This window comes from Curtobacterium pusillum, assembly GCF_007680845.1.
Taxonomy (GTDB): domain Bacteria; phylum Actinomycetota; class Actinomycetes; order Actinomycetales; family Microbacteriaceae; genus Curtobacterium; species Curtobacterium pusillum_B.
On sequence record NZ_VEIY01000005.1, the window covers coordinates 195,917 to 209,677 of the forward strand.

Annotated in this window: 13 protein-coding genes and 1 other RNA gene; 3 read left to right on the forward strand and 11 right to left on the reverse strand. The window is 72.3% G+C overall.

What is annotated here, in order from left to right:
- Positions 1-9: 9 nt before the first annotated feature.
- Both glnA and FS825_RS12635 read right to left on the reverse strand, forming a co-directional pair.
- Positions 10-1,347 carry a type I glutamate--ammonia ligase gene (gene glnA / locus FS825_RS12630; RefSeq protein ID WP_144713532.1) on the reverse strand — a complete coding sequence of 446 codons (1,338 nt, stop codon included), beginning with the start codon at positions 1,345-1,347 and terminating at the stop codon, positions 10-12.
- A 36-nt stretch (positions 1,348-1,383) separates the two neighbouring features.
- Positions 1,384-1,563, reverse strand: coding sequence for an SPOR domain-containing protein (locus FS825_RS12635; RefSeq protein ID WP_144713534.1), 180 nt, complete (start codon positions 1,561-1,563; stop codon positions 1,384-1,386).
- Positions 1,564-1,695: 132 nt separating this feature from the next.
- Between FS825_RS12635 and map the strand changes: the two genes are divergently transcribed.
- From map to rnpB, 3 genes are all read left to right on the forward strand, one after another.
- Entirely contained in the window at positions 1,696-2,559 is an 864-nt protein-coding gene (gene map, locus FS825_RS12640; RefSeq protein WP_144713536.1) for a type I methionyl aminopeptidase, read from the forward strand.
- A gap of 25 nt (positions 2,560-2,584) precedes the next feature.
- Positions 2,585-3,334 carry a polyphosphate--glucose phosphotransferase gene (ppgK, locus tag FS825_RS12645; protein WP_144713538.1) on the forward strand — a complete coding sequence of 250 codons (750 nt, stop codon included), beginning with the start codon at positions 2,585-2,587 and terminating at the stop codon, positions 3,332-3,334.
- A gap of 159 nt (positions 3,335-3,493) precedes the next feature.
- Positions 3,494-3,853, forward strand: an RNA gene (gene rnpB, locus FS825_RS12650) — RNase P RNA component class A.
- Between the two features lie 513 nt (positions 3,854-4,366).
- Here rnpB and FS825_RS12655 read toward each other — a convergent pair.
- The 9 genes from FS825_RS12655 to FS825_RS12695 form a co-directional block, all read right to left on the reverse strand.
- Complete coding sequence (locus FS825_RS12655) at positions 4,367-5,101, reverse strand: zinc ribbon domain-containing protein (protein WP_144713540.1); 735 nt, start codon at positions 5,099-5,101, stop codon at positions 4,367-4,369.
- 2 nt (positions 5,102-5,103) lie between these two features.
- The gene (locus FS825_RS12660) at positions 5,104-5,949 is read right to left on the reverse strand and encodes a Nif3-like dinuclear metal center hexameric protein (protein WP_144713542.1); all 846 of its coding nucleotides are present in this window, start codon (positions 5,947-5,949) and stop codon (positions 5,104-5,106) included.
- Positions 5,950-6,023: 74 nt separating this feature from the next.
- Positions 6,024-7,109, reverse strand: coding sequence for a hypothetical protein (locus tag FS825_RS12665; protein WP_144713544.1), 1,086 nt, complete (start codon positions 7,107-7,109; stop codon positions 6,024-6,026).
- A 105-nt stretch (positions 7,110-7,214) separates the two neighbouring features.
- Positions 7,215-7,784 (reverse strand): RBBP9/YdeN family alpha/beta hydrolase, encoded by a 570-nt coding sequence (locus tag FS825_RS12670; RefSeq protein WP_144713546.1) that lies wholly within the window; start codon positions 7,782-7,784, stop codon positions 7,215-7,217.
- 40 nt (positions 7,785-7,824) lie between these two features.
- Positions 7,825-8,784 carry a helix-turn-helix domain-containing protein gene (locus tag FS825_RS12675; protein ID WP_144713548.1) on the reverse strand — a complete coding sequence of 320 codons (960 nt, stop codon included), beginning with the start codon at positions 8,782-8,784 and terminating at the stop codon, positions 7,825-7,827.
- A gap of 102 nt (positions 8,785-8,886) precedes the next feature.
- Positions 8,887-9,300, reverse strand: coding sequence for an ATP-binding protein (locus FS825_RS12680; protein WP_144713550.1), 414 nt, complete (start codon positions 9,298-9,300; stop codon positions 8,887-8,889).
- Positions 9,297-9,635, reverse strand: a complete 339-nt coding sequence (locus tag FS825_RS12685; protein ID WP_144713552.1) for an STAS domain-containing protein — start codon at positions 9,633-9,635, stop codon at positions 9,297-9,299. Before FS825_RS12685 ends, FS825_RS12680 begins: the two co-directional genes overlap by 4 nt.
- 56 nt (positions 9,636-9,691) lie before the next feature.
- A complete protein-coding gene (locus FS825_RS12690) occupies positions 9,692-10,900 on the reverse strand; it encodes a Bcr/CflA family efflux MFS transporter (protein WP_260981159.1) in 1,209 nt (402 codons plus the stop codon).
- A 130-nt stretch (positions 10,901-11,030) separates the two neighbouring features.
- Positions 11,031-13,688, reverse strand: a complete 2,658-nt coding sequence (locus FS825_RS12695) for a phosphoenolpyruvate carboxylase (protein WP_144713556.1) — start codon at positions 13,686-13,688, stop codon at positions 11,031-11,033.
- Positions 13,689-13,761 lie beyond the last annotated feature (73 nt).

A 13,761-nucleotide genomic window follows, 5' to 3' on the forward strand; every position in this document is an offset into this window, starting at 1 on the left:
TCCTGGTGGCTAGAGCGCGCCGAGGTTCGTGTCGAGTTCGAACGGCGTCACCTGGTCGCGGTAGGCCTTCCACTCCTGCCGCTTGTTGAGCAGCACGAAGTTGAAGACCTGCTCGCCGAGGGTCTCGGCCACGAGCTCGGAGTCCTCCATGAGGCTCAGGGCGTGGTCGAGGCTCGCCGGCAGCTGGCTGTAGCCGAGGGCCTTGCGCTCCGAGTCGGTGAGGCTCCAGACGTTGTCCTCGGCCTCGGGCGGGAGCTCGTAGCCCTCGTCGATGCCCTTGAGGCCGGCGGCGAGGAGCAGCGAGTACGCGAGGTACGGGTTCGCCGCGGAGTCGATGCCGCGGTACTCGACCCGCGCGGACTGGCCCTTGTTCGGCTTGTAGAGGGGCACGCGCACCAGGGCCGACCGGTTGTTGTGGCCCCACGTGACGAACGAGGGGGCCTCGTCGCCGCCCCAGAGCCGCTTGTACGAGTTCACGAACTGGTTCGTGACCGCCGTGATCTCCGGCGCGTGCTTGAGCACGCCGGCGATGAAGTGCTTCGCGGTCTCGGAGAGCTGGTACTGCCCGCCGGCCTCGTAGAAGGCGTTCTGGTCGCCCTCGAACAGCGACACGTGCGTGTGCATCCCGGAACCGGGCTGACCGGAGAGCGGCTTCGGCATGAAGGTCGCGTAGACGCCCTGCTCGATCGCGACCTCCTTCACGACGGTGCGGAACGTCATGATGTTGTCCGCCATCGTCAGCGCGTCGGCGTACCGGAGGTCGATCTCGTTCTGGCCGGGGCCCGCCTCGTGGTGGGAGAACTCCACCGAGATGCCGAGGTCCTCGAGCATGCGCACCGAACGGCGACGGAAGTCGTGGGCGCTGCCGCCGGGGACGTTGTCGAAGTAGCCCGCACGGTCGACGGGCTGCGGGCCGCCGTCCTTCCAGTCCCGGCTCTTCAGCAGGTAGAACTCGATCTCGGGGTGCGTGTAGAACGTGAAGCCGCGCTCGCTCGCCTTCGCCAGCGTGCGCTTCAGCACGTTGCGGGGGTCGGCGACGGCGGGCTGGCCGTCCGGCGTCGTGATGTCGCAGAACATCCGCGCCGTCGGGTCGATCTCGCCGCGCCACGGCAGGATCTGGAACGTGGACGGGTCCGGGTGGGCCAGGACGTCCGCCTCGTAGGAGCGGGTCAGCCCCTCGATCGCGGAACCGTCGAAGCCGATGCCCTCGGCGAAGGCCCCCTCGACCTCGGCCGGCGCGATCGCTACCGACTTGAGCGTCCCGATGACGTCCGTGAACCAGAGTCGGATGAACTTGATGCCCCGCTCCTCGATGGTGCGGAGCACGAAGTCCGTCTGCTTGTCCATTGACGCCCTTTCCGTGGTGCAGCTGGGGTGATCAGCCTATTGGTCTTCGTCGTCCCAGCGCTCGTTGTTCGCCTTGATGCGGTCCAGGGCGTGTTGCGCTTCCTCGCGCGTGCCGAACGGGCCGATGCGGTCGCGCTGCGGGGACTGCGGGCCCTGCTCGACGGCGTGGGTCTTCTCGTTGAACCACCACTGGGACTCGATGCGTTCGTCGCTCATACCGCCACCGTACCGACGCGACCGCCTGGAGGCGCGGTGCCGGTCCGCCGGGCCGGCACCGCGCCTCCAGGCGGTCACCACCACGGCGCGGGGCGGTGCCCGCCTGTCCGTGCGCGCGGATAGGGTGGTCGCATGCCCCGGGACGAACACGGACACCTGACCGCTGGCCGCATCTCCCCGCAGCGGGCCGTCCCCAAGGACATCGAGCGGCCGGAGTACGTCGGCCGGGCGCAGCCGGACGAGCTCGGGCACGGCGACCTCTACGACGCCGACGAGATCGAGCGGATCCGGACCGCCGGACGCATCGCCTCGCAGGCGATCGACGCCGTCGGCGAGGCCATCCGTCCGGGCGTCACCACCGACGAGCTCGACCGCATCGGCCACGAGTTCATCGTCGCGCACGGTGCCTACCCGTCGACGCTCGGGTACCGCGGGTACCCGAAGTCGCTCTGCTCCTCGTTGAACGAGGTCATCTGCCACGGGATCCCGGACGACACCGTCCTGCAGGAGGGCGACCTCGTCAACATCGACATCACCGCCTACAAGGACGGGATGCACGGGGACACCAACCGCACGTTCGTCGTCGGCGAGGCCTCGCAGGAGGTCACCGACCTGGTCGACCGCACCCGCACCGCCATGGAACGCGGGATCAAGGCCGTTGCCCCGGGTCGTCAGGTCAACGTCATCGGTCGGGCGATCGAGGCGTACGCGAAGCGCTTCGGGTACGGGGTCGTCCGTGACTACACCGGACACGGGGTCGGGCGGGCCTTCCACTCGGGGCTGATCATCCCCCACTACGACGCGCCGCAGTACGACACCGTCATCGAGGAGGGCATGGTGTTCACGATCGAACCCATGCTCACGCTCGGCGGGATCGCGGCGGACATCTGGTCCGACGACTGGACCGTCTCCACGCGGGACAAGTCCTGGACCGCACAGTTCGAACACACTCTCGTCGTCACCGAGCGCGGCGCGGAACTCCTCACCGTCTCCTGAACCCTTCCCTACCGAAAGGCTCCTCATGACCACCCTCGCAGTCGGCGTCGACATCGGCGGTACGGGCATTAAGGGCGCGATCGTCGACGTCAGCACCGGCGAACTCACCACGGACCGCATCAAGAAGGCCACGCCGGAGGGCGGCAAGCCGCAGGACATCGTCGCGGTGGCCGCCTCCATCCTCGAGGAGCTCGCACCCGCAGCCGAGGTCCCCGTCGGGGTCTGCTTCCCCGCGATCGTCCGGGACGGCAAGACCATGTCAGCCGCGAACGTGTCGAAGAAGTGGATCGGCTTCGAGGCCGAGGCCCTGTTCGAGAAGGAGCTCGGCCGCTCCATCCACTTCGTCAACGACGCGGACGCCGCCGGGTTCGCGGAGCAGCAGTTCGGCGCGGCGAAGGGCAAGGACGGCCTCGTGATCGTCACCACCCTCGGGACCGGCATCGGCAGCGCCCTCATCAACGACGGCGTGCTCATCGTGAACTCCGAGCTCGGGCACCTCGAGATCGACGGGCACGACGCCGAGACCCGCGCCTCGTTCGCCGCGAAGGAGCGGGACGACCTGTCGTGGAAGCACTGGGCGAAGCGGCTGCAGAAGTACTACTCGACGCTCGAGGCGCTGCTCTCCCCGGAGCTCTTCGTCGTCGGGGGCGGGGTGTCGAAGCAGTACGAGGAGTTCCTGCCGCTGCTCGACCTGCAGGCGGAGATCATCCCGGCGACGCTCCGCAACAATGCGGGCATCATCGGAGCCGCGACGCTGGCGGCGCGGAGCGCCTGAGCGCGGGTCTTGCTCGCGCGTGTCTTGCTTGCGCGTGCAGGTGTCATGGAATGCCGAAACGGGCGTACCTGGTCGAAGGTACGCCCGTTTCCGCCGGGTACGCCCGGTTCGCCCCGTCCCCGAACCCGGGCCCGAACCCGGTAGACTCGATGTCGCGAATGGGTCGGTGAGACGGTCGCGTCACTCCCCGGGAGTGCCGAGGAACGTCCGGGCTCCACAGAGCAGGGCGGTGGGTAACACCCACCCGGAGCAATCCGCGAGACAGTGCCACAGAAAGCAGACCGCCGGCGGCGACGTCGGTAAGGGTGAAACGGTGGTGTAAGAGACCACCAGGGGTCCGGGTGACCGGATCCGCTCGGTAAACCTCGCCCGGAGCAAGGTCAGACAGAGGACGCTGAGGCTGCTCGCCGAGTCCTCGGGTAGACCGCTGGAGGCCGACGGCAACGTCGGTCCGAGAGAGATGGCCGTCACCGCTGCGCGAGCGGCGGGACAGAACCCGGCGTACGGCCGGCCCATTCGCACCAGAGCCGCCGGGCGGGGTCAGGCGCGGGCGTTCGGGCATTCGCCGAGCGGGCAGAACGCGCCGCTCACGTTGGCCGACCGGGCACGACACGCCGCGCGCGTTCGCCGACCGGGCCACATCTGTCACGCTCGGCGTACCGCACCGGCCGATTCCGCCCACTCGAGCAGACGCAGTCCCGACTCCCGAGCGGGCATGACGCGCCGTGGGCGTTCACCGACCGGGCCACATCTGTCACGCTTGGCGCGCCGCAGCGGCCGGATTCGCCCGCTCGAGGTGCGGCGACCGGCGAGGCCGCGCCCCGGGTGTTCGCCGAGCGGGCGCGAGGCCGAACGCCGAGCGGGCACGAGCGCCGAGGCCCGAGCGGGCAGGACACGCCACGGGCGTTCGCCGAGCGGGCCCGATCTTGCCCGCTCGGCGCGCCGGACCGGCCGGATTCGCCCGCTCGGCGCGCCGGGACGGCCGGATTTGCCCGCTCGGCGCGCGCGCGGGGCGCGCGGACGGACGGGGGCCTAGAGCCCGGACTCCGCCGTGCGCACCAGGATCGCGTCGCTGTCCGGGCAGAGCACGACGTCGTCGGGCGCCGCACGGCGGATCGTCTGCAGGTCGGAGTTCGTCAGCGTCACGCCCGACGCCGTCGACACCCCGCCCTGCAGCAGCGACGCGCCGAAGCCGTACCGGGCACGCTGTCGGTCGTACAGCGCGAGGAGGTCCGCCGGCACCTTGGCCGCGACGGTGGCACGGCTCTGGACGGCGGACTCTCGGTCCGCTTCGAGCCGGGCGATCTCGGCGTCGCGCTCGGCGACGAGCCCGGAGCGCGCGGCTTCGACGTCCGCGAGCTGCGCCTCGATGTCGCCGACGCGGGCGCGGAAGCCGTCGAGGTGCTCCATGACCTCGAGCTCGGCCGTCTCGAGGTCACCGATGCGGCGCTGCAGCGAGTCGAGCTCGTTCTGGAGGCCGGCGGCGTCCTTCGCGCTGGAGACGTTCTGCAGCATGGTGGTGTCGCGCTCGACCCGGGCCTGCGCCGTTGCCGTGTCGGACTCGAGGCGGGCGAGCTCGCGCTCGGCGTCCTCGACGTCGCCGGTGGCGGCGGCCAGCTTGGCGCGCAGGCCCGCGGCGGTGGTGCTGAGCTCGGTGAGCCGGTCGCCCTTCTGCAGGGCCGTGATGCGGTGCGCGATGCGCGTCACGTCGTTGTCGAGACGCTGGACGTCGAGGAGGATGACCTGGTCCTCGGGTGCTGCCTTCATGGTCAGACTCCTTCGGTGTCGGGGGTGGGTTCGGCGGCCGGCAGGACGGCGAAGTCCCACGGGTCGGTACGGAGGTCGCTCACGGTGACCCGGACCCCGGCGGCACGGCGCAGCTGTTCGGCGGCGACGTCGAGCCAGAGCCACTCGGTCGCCCAGTGCGACGTGTCGACGAGCGCGGGGCCGCCGGTGAGCAGGGCCTGCTCGCGGAACTCGGAGGCGGGGTGGTGCCGGAGGTCGCTCGTGACGTAGACGTCGGCCGCGAGCACGGCGGGGTGCCCGAGGTACGCGTCGCCGGCGCCGGCGCAGAGCGCGACCGTGCGGACCGGCTGGTCGAAGTCGCCGGACACCCGCACCCCGGTCGCAGTGCTCGGGAGCAGGTCGACGAGGGCACGCGCCAGGGCGCCGAGCGTGGTGGGCTCGGCGAGGACGCCGACGCGGCCGATGCCGGTCGCAGGGTCGGCCCCGGGCTCGAGCGGACGCTGTTCGGTCAGGCCGAGGCGGTCGGCTAGGACGGCCGAGGTGCCGGTCGTGACGACGTCGGCGTTGGTGTGGGCGGCCACGAGCGCAGTACCACCACGCACGAGGGTCGCGAGGACGCTGCCCTTGACCGTGGACTCGGCGATCGTCGTCACGCCACGGAGCAGCAGCGGGTGGTGCGTCAGGAGCAGGTCGGCGCCGAGTTCGACGGCTTCCCGCGCGGTGGCCGGGACGGAGTCGACGGCGAGGTGCACGTGCTCGACGGTCTGGTCGGGGTCACCGGCGACGAGGCCGACGGAGTCCCACGATTCGGCACCGGCGGCGGGCCACAGGTCTTCGATCACGGCCTGGAGTTCGCGGAGCGTCGGCATCCCGTCAGTGTACCGAGCAGACCGTGCCTCCGAGGTGCCTGTGGACAGCGCGGACCACGGGACCGACCTGTGGATCAGCGGCGCCCGAAGGCCTGCAGGATGCGGGCGACGAGCCGCGACCACCAGCCGTCGGACCCGGTGCCCTGCTCGACCGCGCCCTGCTCGACACGCTCGGCCGACTCCCCCGCGGGGACCGTCGACACCGCCGGGGCTGTCGAGGCGGCCGGCGTCGCCGCTTCCGGCAGGACGACGGGCGTGCTGGCCGTCGCGCCCACGTGCGCCGTCAGCACGGCGGCGAAGGCAGCGCGGTCGATGACGGTCGGGCCGGTCGCAGGCTGGACGAGCGGCGTGGGCCGGGTGTTCGCGGACACCGGTGAGACGACCGGCGACACGACCGGGAGGGACAGCACGACACGGGCGGGCTCGTCGCGTCCCGCGGTGCTCGCCTCCAGTGCCGTGGTCGGCTCGGGCGCGTCGATCGCGTCGTCGACCTCGGTGGCCGCGACGAGCGCGGGCGCCGGTGCGGACGCGGCAGCTGCGGACACGATCGGGACCGCCACGGGACCAGTGGCCGCGCGCCGCGCCGCGGAGCGCTCCCGCCGGTCGGCCTCGGCCGCGGCGTCCGCGAGCAGGTCGGCGAAGACGGTGTGGGCGAAGGCGCGGGCGGCCTCCACCTCGGGGTCGGCGATGCCGGCTACCGTGGCCTCCCACGCGGCGAGGCGTGCGAGGTCCTCGTCGCGGCGGCGGACCTCGTCCTCGAGGATCACGATGCGCTCGATCGTCGTGCGGCCGCTCGACGCCGAGACCTCGACCGCGAGGTCCTCGAACCGGAGGGCGATGCGCTCCGGGGGCTCGGGGAACGACGGGGCGCAGACGGCCGCGTGCCGGGCGCGGTCACGGGGTCGACGGAAGGCTGAGTCGTCGGCCGACGCAGCGGGCTCGGCAAGGACAGGCCCGGCCGGGGCGGGCTCGGCGCTGACGGGCTCGGCCGGGGCGGCGGGAGGCGCGACATCCGGTCGCTGCACGGGTCCGGTGACCGGCGGGACCACGAGGTCCGACAGGTACGGTCCGCGCGTCGCCGGGGCGTCTCGGAGCCACTCCTCGAGCTCGCGACCGAAGGGGTCGACGAGGGGGGTGCGTGCACCGGACTGCGTTTCCATGGTCGGAGCATAAATATCGCGACCGCGTTCGTCGTGGACATCCGCGGTGTGTCGCCGGAGTCCCTGCCATATCGCCGAGAACCTGAACGGCGTGTCGGCGACGGGTCAGAGCGTGCGCTCGAAGTCGTCGAGCAGCGCCCGCCCGGGGTCCCACGAGCCGATGCCGCTGGCGACGTTGACGTGTCCGAGCGCCCCGACACGGATGACCTCGGCGCCGATCGCCCCCGCGAACCCCACGGCCCGGTCGGACGTGCAGTACGGGTCGTCGTCGCTCACGACCATGCGCGCCGGGACCCCCGCTCGATCCGCGTCCGCCAGCGCGGTCGGCGCCCGGAAGCCCCGCGCGGCCTCGGGGAACCCCGGCGCGTCCGGGTCGGGCGGTGCGACGAGGAACGCACCGGCCACCGCGGGTCGCCCGGATCCCCGCAACCACTCGGCGACGGCGAGGACGCCGAGACTGTGCGCGATGAGGACCGGCGGCTCGTCCGACGCCGCGACCGCACGGGAGATCGCGGCCGTCCAGTCGTCGGGCTCGGGTTCGCTCCACGACGACGGCCCGATGCGGAGCACCCGGCCCCCGCTCGCTGCCCGCTCGTCCTGCCAGAGCGTCTGCCAGTGCTCGGGGCCGGAGTTCCAGATCCCGGGCACGATCACCCACGGTCGAGGTCGCTGCACCCTCGAAGCGTAGCGGCGGGCCCCCGGGGCACGACCGGGATCAGCGGTGCAGCGTGTCGCGCGGGTACTCCGCGAACCGCGCCGCGTACGCGCCGGAGAACCGCCCGAGGTGCGCGAAGCCCCACCGCATCGCGACCGCCGCCACGGTGACCTCCCCCGGGGCCGACCGCACGAGTTCGTCGCGCACCCGGTCGAGGCGGACGCCACGGAGCATGGCGTTCGGCGCCGTGCCGACCTGGCGCTGGAAGGCCTGCTGCAGGCCGCGCACGCTGAGGCCGACATGCTCGGCCACGTCCGTCGTGGAGATCGGCGTGTGGGCGAACGCGTGCATGTACTCGACGGCCTTGCGGACGCGTCCGGTCGCACCCTGCGGCAGGTCGACGTCCGGCGCGAGCGTCGTGTGCGGGAACGTCCGGAGCAGCGCCACGGCGGTGTCGCGGGCGGTCTCGGCGAGGACGATCGGCGAGAGCGGGGTGGTGCCGAGCACGACCTCGGCGGCGCGGTGCACCTGGGCGTTCCAGCCGCGCAGGTCCTCGCGGCGCGGCGGAGCGGTGTGGTCGAACACGAGCGGGGCGGGTCGCGTGCCGTGCACCTCGGCGGCGACGCCCTCGAGGAACGTCCGCTCGAACTGCACCAGGCTCTGCCGCACGTCCTGCAGGTCGAACGCGAACGGTCGCCCGGTCGGGAACATCATCGGCGTCCCCGGGACGAAGGCGACCTCCTGCCGGCCGACGTCGACCGTGCCGCCGCCGTCGGCGAGCCACATGACGACGTACTCGTCCGCCGACTCGAGCTCGCCCACCATCCGGGCGTCGAAGCGCGTCGACCGGAACGACATCGTGTCGTCGCCGGTCACGCGGAAGCGGTAGCTGAACGGCCGCTCGGTCCGCTCGGCCCGGAACCCGGCGGCGGCGTAGGCGTCCTCGTACATCTGGATCGCCGCCGCGAGGTCGATCCCGGAGGTCTCGAAGCTGATCCTGGGGTCGGGCTCGGCGTTCATCGCCTGGATCGTGACACGACGGCACGGAACTGCTGTCCTCGGCCGCGACGCATTGCGGGTAACGGCTCTACCGCTGCGCGGTGCGGATGAAGCGAGACCGCCTCAGTGTCGCCCGCGCCGCACGATCCACCGGTTCCGGTCGTCCACCCGCTCGTACCGGAGGTCGTCGACGACCATCTGCACGAGGGCGAGCCCGCGTCCGCTCTCGGCGAGGGCGTCCGGCAACCTCGCGGTCGACGGGTCCACCGGGACCGGAACGCCGTCGTCGGTGAGGTGCGCTTCGACCTCGTCCGACCCGACGTCGAGGTGCAGGGAGCAGGACACCGCTCCACGGACCCCGCCGTGCTCGATCACGTTCGAGGCCAGTTCGACGAGCGCGAGCTCGAGCGCCATCCGGTCCTCGGCGGACACCGACGGTTCGGTGTCCCACACGGACGCCAGGAAGGCGTGGACCGCCGTGACGTCGTCCGGCGGGCACGCCATGACGAGGCTGTGCCCACCCACCGAGGTGCTCATGCCCAGTCGGTCACCGCGGCGTCCCCGTCCGGGTACGTGCGGAGGATCTTGTCCATGTTGGAGAGCTTCAGCACCATCTCGACCTGGTCGGACGGCGCCGCGATGCGGAGGTCACCGCCGGCCTGCCGCGCTGCCTTGAGCGACCCGACGAGTGCGCCGAGCCCGGACGAGTCCATGAACTCGACGTTGGAGAGCTCGATCACCACGCGGGAGCGGCCGCCGTCGACGACCTGCGCCACCGTCTCGCGGAAGGTCGGGGCCGACACCATGTTGAGGCGTCCGCTGCACTCGAGCACCGCGGATCCCGCGTCTGCCTCGTGTACGACGATGTCCATGTGGGGTGCCTCCTCGGTTCGGTGCGGCGTGCACCCTGCAACCTACCGGGTCCGCCTCAGGACGCGTTCCGGCCTCGCCGGGTGGCGACGACCTGGACGACGACCGCTGCGGCCATGAGCACCGCCATCACCGACCCCATCGCGAGCGCCGTCCCGCCCAGCGCGCCGGCGAGGGGCGTCCCGAGGCCCCCGAGTCCGAAGGTCAGACCGCCCTGGAGCGCCGCGGCCGTCCCCGGGTGCACCGCGCCGACGTGCTGCGTGCGCGTCATCGCCGCCGGCAGCACGAACCCCCAGGCTGCCGTCACCACCGCGAGCGACACCCAGACCGCGACGGCGCCGAGGCCGAGCAGCGCGGACGTGAGCACCCCGACGGCGCCGAGCGTCCCGAGCGCGAGGCCGAACGAGAGCAACGCGTCCTCGGAGAACCGGCCGACGACCCGACGGAACACCAGGGTCGTGATGATCATCATCGAGGCGTTCGTCGCGAAGACGAGCGTGTACAGCCCCTCCGAGAAGCCGAACTCGGTCTGGAACACGAACGAGCTCGTGGCGATGTACGCGAAGAAGCCGATCGTGGAGAGCACCCCGGTGAGCACGTAGGCGCGGAACCGTGGGATGGCCATGAGCTCCCGGATGCGCGCCCAGTTCGCCCCGAACCCGACCCCGCCGCGCGAGGCGTGCGGCAGTGTCTCGTGGAACCGGACGACGACCGCGCCGAAGAACACCGCACCCAGCACCGCGAGCACCACGAACATCAGCCGCCAGGTGCCGACGGTCAGCACGGCTCCCCCGGCCAGCGGCGCCACCACCGGGCCGATCGCGTTGATCGCCGCGAGCGTGCCGAAGACCTTCGCCATCCGCGGGCCGCCGACGACGTCGGACACCATGGCCCGGCCGGCGACCGCTCCGGCCGCTCCGGCGAGCCCCTGGAGCACCCGGGCGACGACCAGGACCAGGACGTCCGGCGCGAGCGCACAGCCGATCGAGGCGAGTGCGAAGACGGCGGTGCCGACGAGCATGAGCGGGCGACGCCCGATGCCGTCGGACACCGGGCCGGCGAGCAGCTGGCCGACCGCGAACGCGACGAGGAACGCCGTCAACGACAGCTGCACCGCTCCCGGCGACGTGCCGAGGTCGTGCGCGATCGCCGGCAGGGCCGGGATGTACATGTCCGTCGCGAACGGCGAGACGCCGACGATCAGGGCGAGCGGCAGGATCGGCGGCAGCGTCGTCGTCCTCGGGGTCCTGGTGCGCTCCGTCGTCACCGGCGTCACGCTACGCCGGTTCGAATCGATTCGACAGCTCGACGCGCGAACGGGCGCCACTCACGGGGTGGACGCGACGGTCTGGAGGCGCGGTGCCGGTCCGGCGGACCGGCACCGCGCCTCCAGACGGTCACCCCGTGTTCTGCAGGCCGGCGGCGACCCCGTTGACGGTGAGGAGCAGCAGCCGGTGGTCCGCGTCCGTCGGGTCCGTGCTGCCGGCGGTGCGGATCGAGCGCAGCGCGCGCAGCTGCAGGTGCGACAAGGCGTCCACGTAGGGGCTGCGCAGGCGGACCGCGCGGGCGAGGACGGGCCGGTCCTCGAGCACGTCGGAGCCGCCGGAGACCCGCAGCACCCAGTCGCGGGTGCGCACCATCTCGTCGAGCACCTTCGCCGCGAGGTCGTCACGGTCGGCCAGCTCGAGGTACCGGCGGGCGATGTGCTCGTCGGTCTTCGCGAGCGACATCTCGACGTTCTTGATCATCGCGCCGAACAGGGGCCACTCGGCGTACGCGGTGCGGAGGAGCGCCACGTCGCCGACGGCCTCGAGCGCGGAACCGAGGCCGTACCAACCTGCGAGGTTGATGCGCGCCTGCGTCCACGAGAACACCCACGGGATGGCTCGGAGGTCCTCGAGCGACTCGACGCTCAGCCCGCGGCGGGCGGGGCGGGAGCCGAGCGGGAGCAGCCCGATCTCCTCCATCGGCGTCACCCGGGCGAACCAGGGCGCGAAGCCGTCGGCCTTGACGAGGTCGTAGAAGGCCTGTCGCGACACGTCGTCGAGCTGCTGGGCGAGCTCGGCGAAGCGGCCGGCCGCCACGGTCGTGCGTTCCTCGTTCGAGGGCGACGACGCGAACAGGGTCGCCGACGCCATCTGCTCGAGGTGCCGGGCGGCGATGTCCTTGTCGCCGTACTGGGCGAAGATGACCTCACCCTGCTCGGTGAGCTTGAGCCGACCGTCGATCGAGCCGGCCGGCTGCGCGAGGACCGCCTCGTTCGCGGGACCGCCACCGCGGCCGAGCGAACCGCCGCGACCGTGGAACAGCGTGAGCTCGACGTCGTTCTGCCGAGCCCAGTCGGCGATGCGCGCCTGGGCGTCGTACAGCGCGAGGTTCGCGGACACCGGTCCGACGTCCTTCGACGAGTCCGAGTAGCCGAGCATGACCTCGAGCCGACGACCCGTGGCGGCGAGGCGGCGCTGGAACGCCTCGGTCCGGACGGCCTCGTCGAGGATGTCGACGCTGGCGTGCAGGTCCGCGAAGGTCTCGAACAGCGGGATGACGTCGAGGATCGGTGCGGCCTCGACCGAGCCGAGGGCCGCGACCGCGAGCTCGTGGACGTTCGCGAGGTCGGCCGCGGACTGCGTGAACGAGACGATGTAGCGGCTCGACGCGCGCACCCCGTAGCGGGACTGGAGGGACGCGATGGTCCGGAAGACCTCGAGGACCTCCTGGGTCATCTCGCTCAGCTCGCCGCCCGCGCGGATCTCGGCGAGGGCGTTCCGGTGCACCTGCGAGTGCTGCCGGACCTCGAGCTCGGCGAGGTGGAACCCGAAGGTCTCGACCTGCCAGATGAGGTTCTGCAGCTCGCCGTTCGCCGGGCGGGTGGCGCCGGCGGCGACGAGCGAGGACTGGATCGTCCGCAGGTCGACGAGCAGCGCGTCCGGGCCGTCGTAGGCGAGGGCCGCCTCGCCCCGGCGGGTGGCGTCGATGCGGGCGGCGACGAACAGCAGCGCCCGGCGGTGCGTCTCGTTCGGGGCGCGGACGCCGATGCGTTCCGCGATCCCGGGGTCGAGCGACTCCTGCGCGGCCACGAGGGCGGTGAGCCCGGCGTCCGCGGGGGTCTCGCTCGCGTCGAGCGTCAGGGTGCTGCCGATCCGGGTCGCAGCGCGGGCGAGCCCGAGGAGGATGTGCTCGGCCGCGATCTCGGCCGCCTGGCGGGTGACGTCGGCGGTCACGTGCGGGTTGCCGTCGCGGTCGCCACCGATCCAGGTACCGAAGCGGACGAAGGCTGGCGCGGTCACGGGGACGCGGCCGGCGTCGTCGCCCTGCAGCCGGTCGTCGAGCAGGCGGTACACCTGCGGGACGATCTCGAACAGGGTCTGGTCGAACACGCTCATCGCCGTGCGGACCTCGTCGAGTGGGGTCGGCCGGGTCGTGCGGAGCGGGGAGGTGCGGAGGAGCGTCGTGATCTCCTCGAGCAGCCGGCGCTCGTTCTCGGCGCGGGCCGTCGCGTTCGTGGTCCGGTCGCGCTCGTCGATGAGGTCCGTGATGCGCCGCACGCCCGTGGTCACCGCACGCCGGCGGGCCTCGGTCGGGTGCGCCGTGAGCACGGGGTGGAAGCGGAGGTCGCGCAGCCGTTCGGCGGCGGCGTCCTCGCCGACCTGCTCGACGAGCGAGGCGTAGGTCGCGGGGAACGAGTCCCCGGCGAGGCCGCCGTCGTCGCCGCGGTGCCGGAGCACACGGACGCGGTGGTGCTCCTCAGCCAGGTTCGTCAGGTGGAAGTAGGTCGTGAAGGCCTGCGCGACGGCCTCGGCCCGCTCGGCCGACATGGCCGCCACGATCGCCTCGGCGCGCGCCGCACCCTCGGCCTCAGCACCCTCGAACGCGTCGATCACCGCCGCGCGGAGGTCCTCCACGTCGCGCAGCAGGTCCGCGCCGCCGGTCTCGCGCAGCACCCGCCCGAGCAGGTTGCCGAGGTACCGGACGTCGGAACGCAGGTCGCTGTCGACCGCTCCGCTGACGTCGTCCCGAGCGCGCCCGTGGCGCGTCGATCCATCGATCGCCGTCATGTGGTCCTTTCCGGGTCTGCCGGGAGTGCACTCCCGGTATCCCAGCAGCGTATCGGCCCCTCACCGCGGCTGA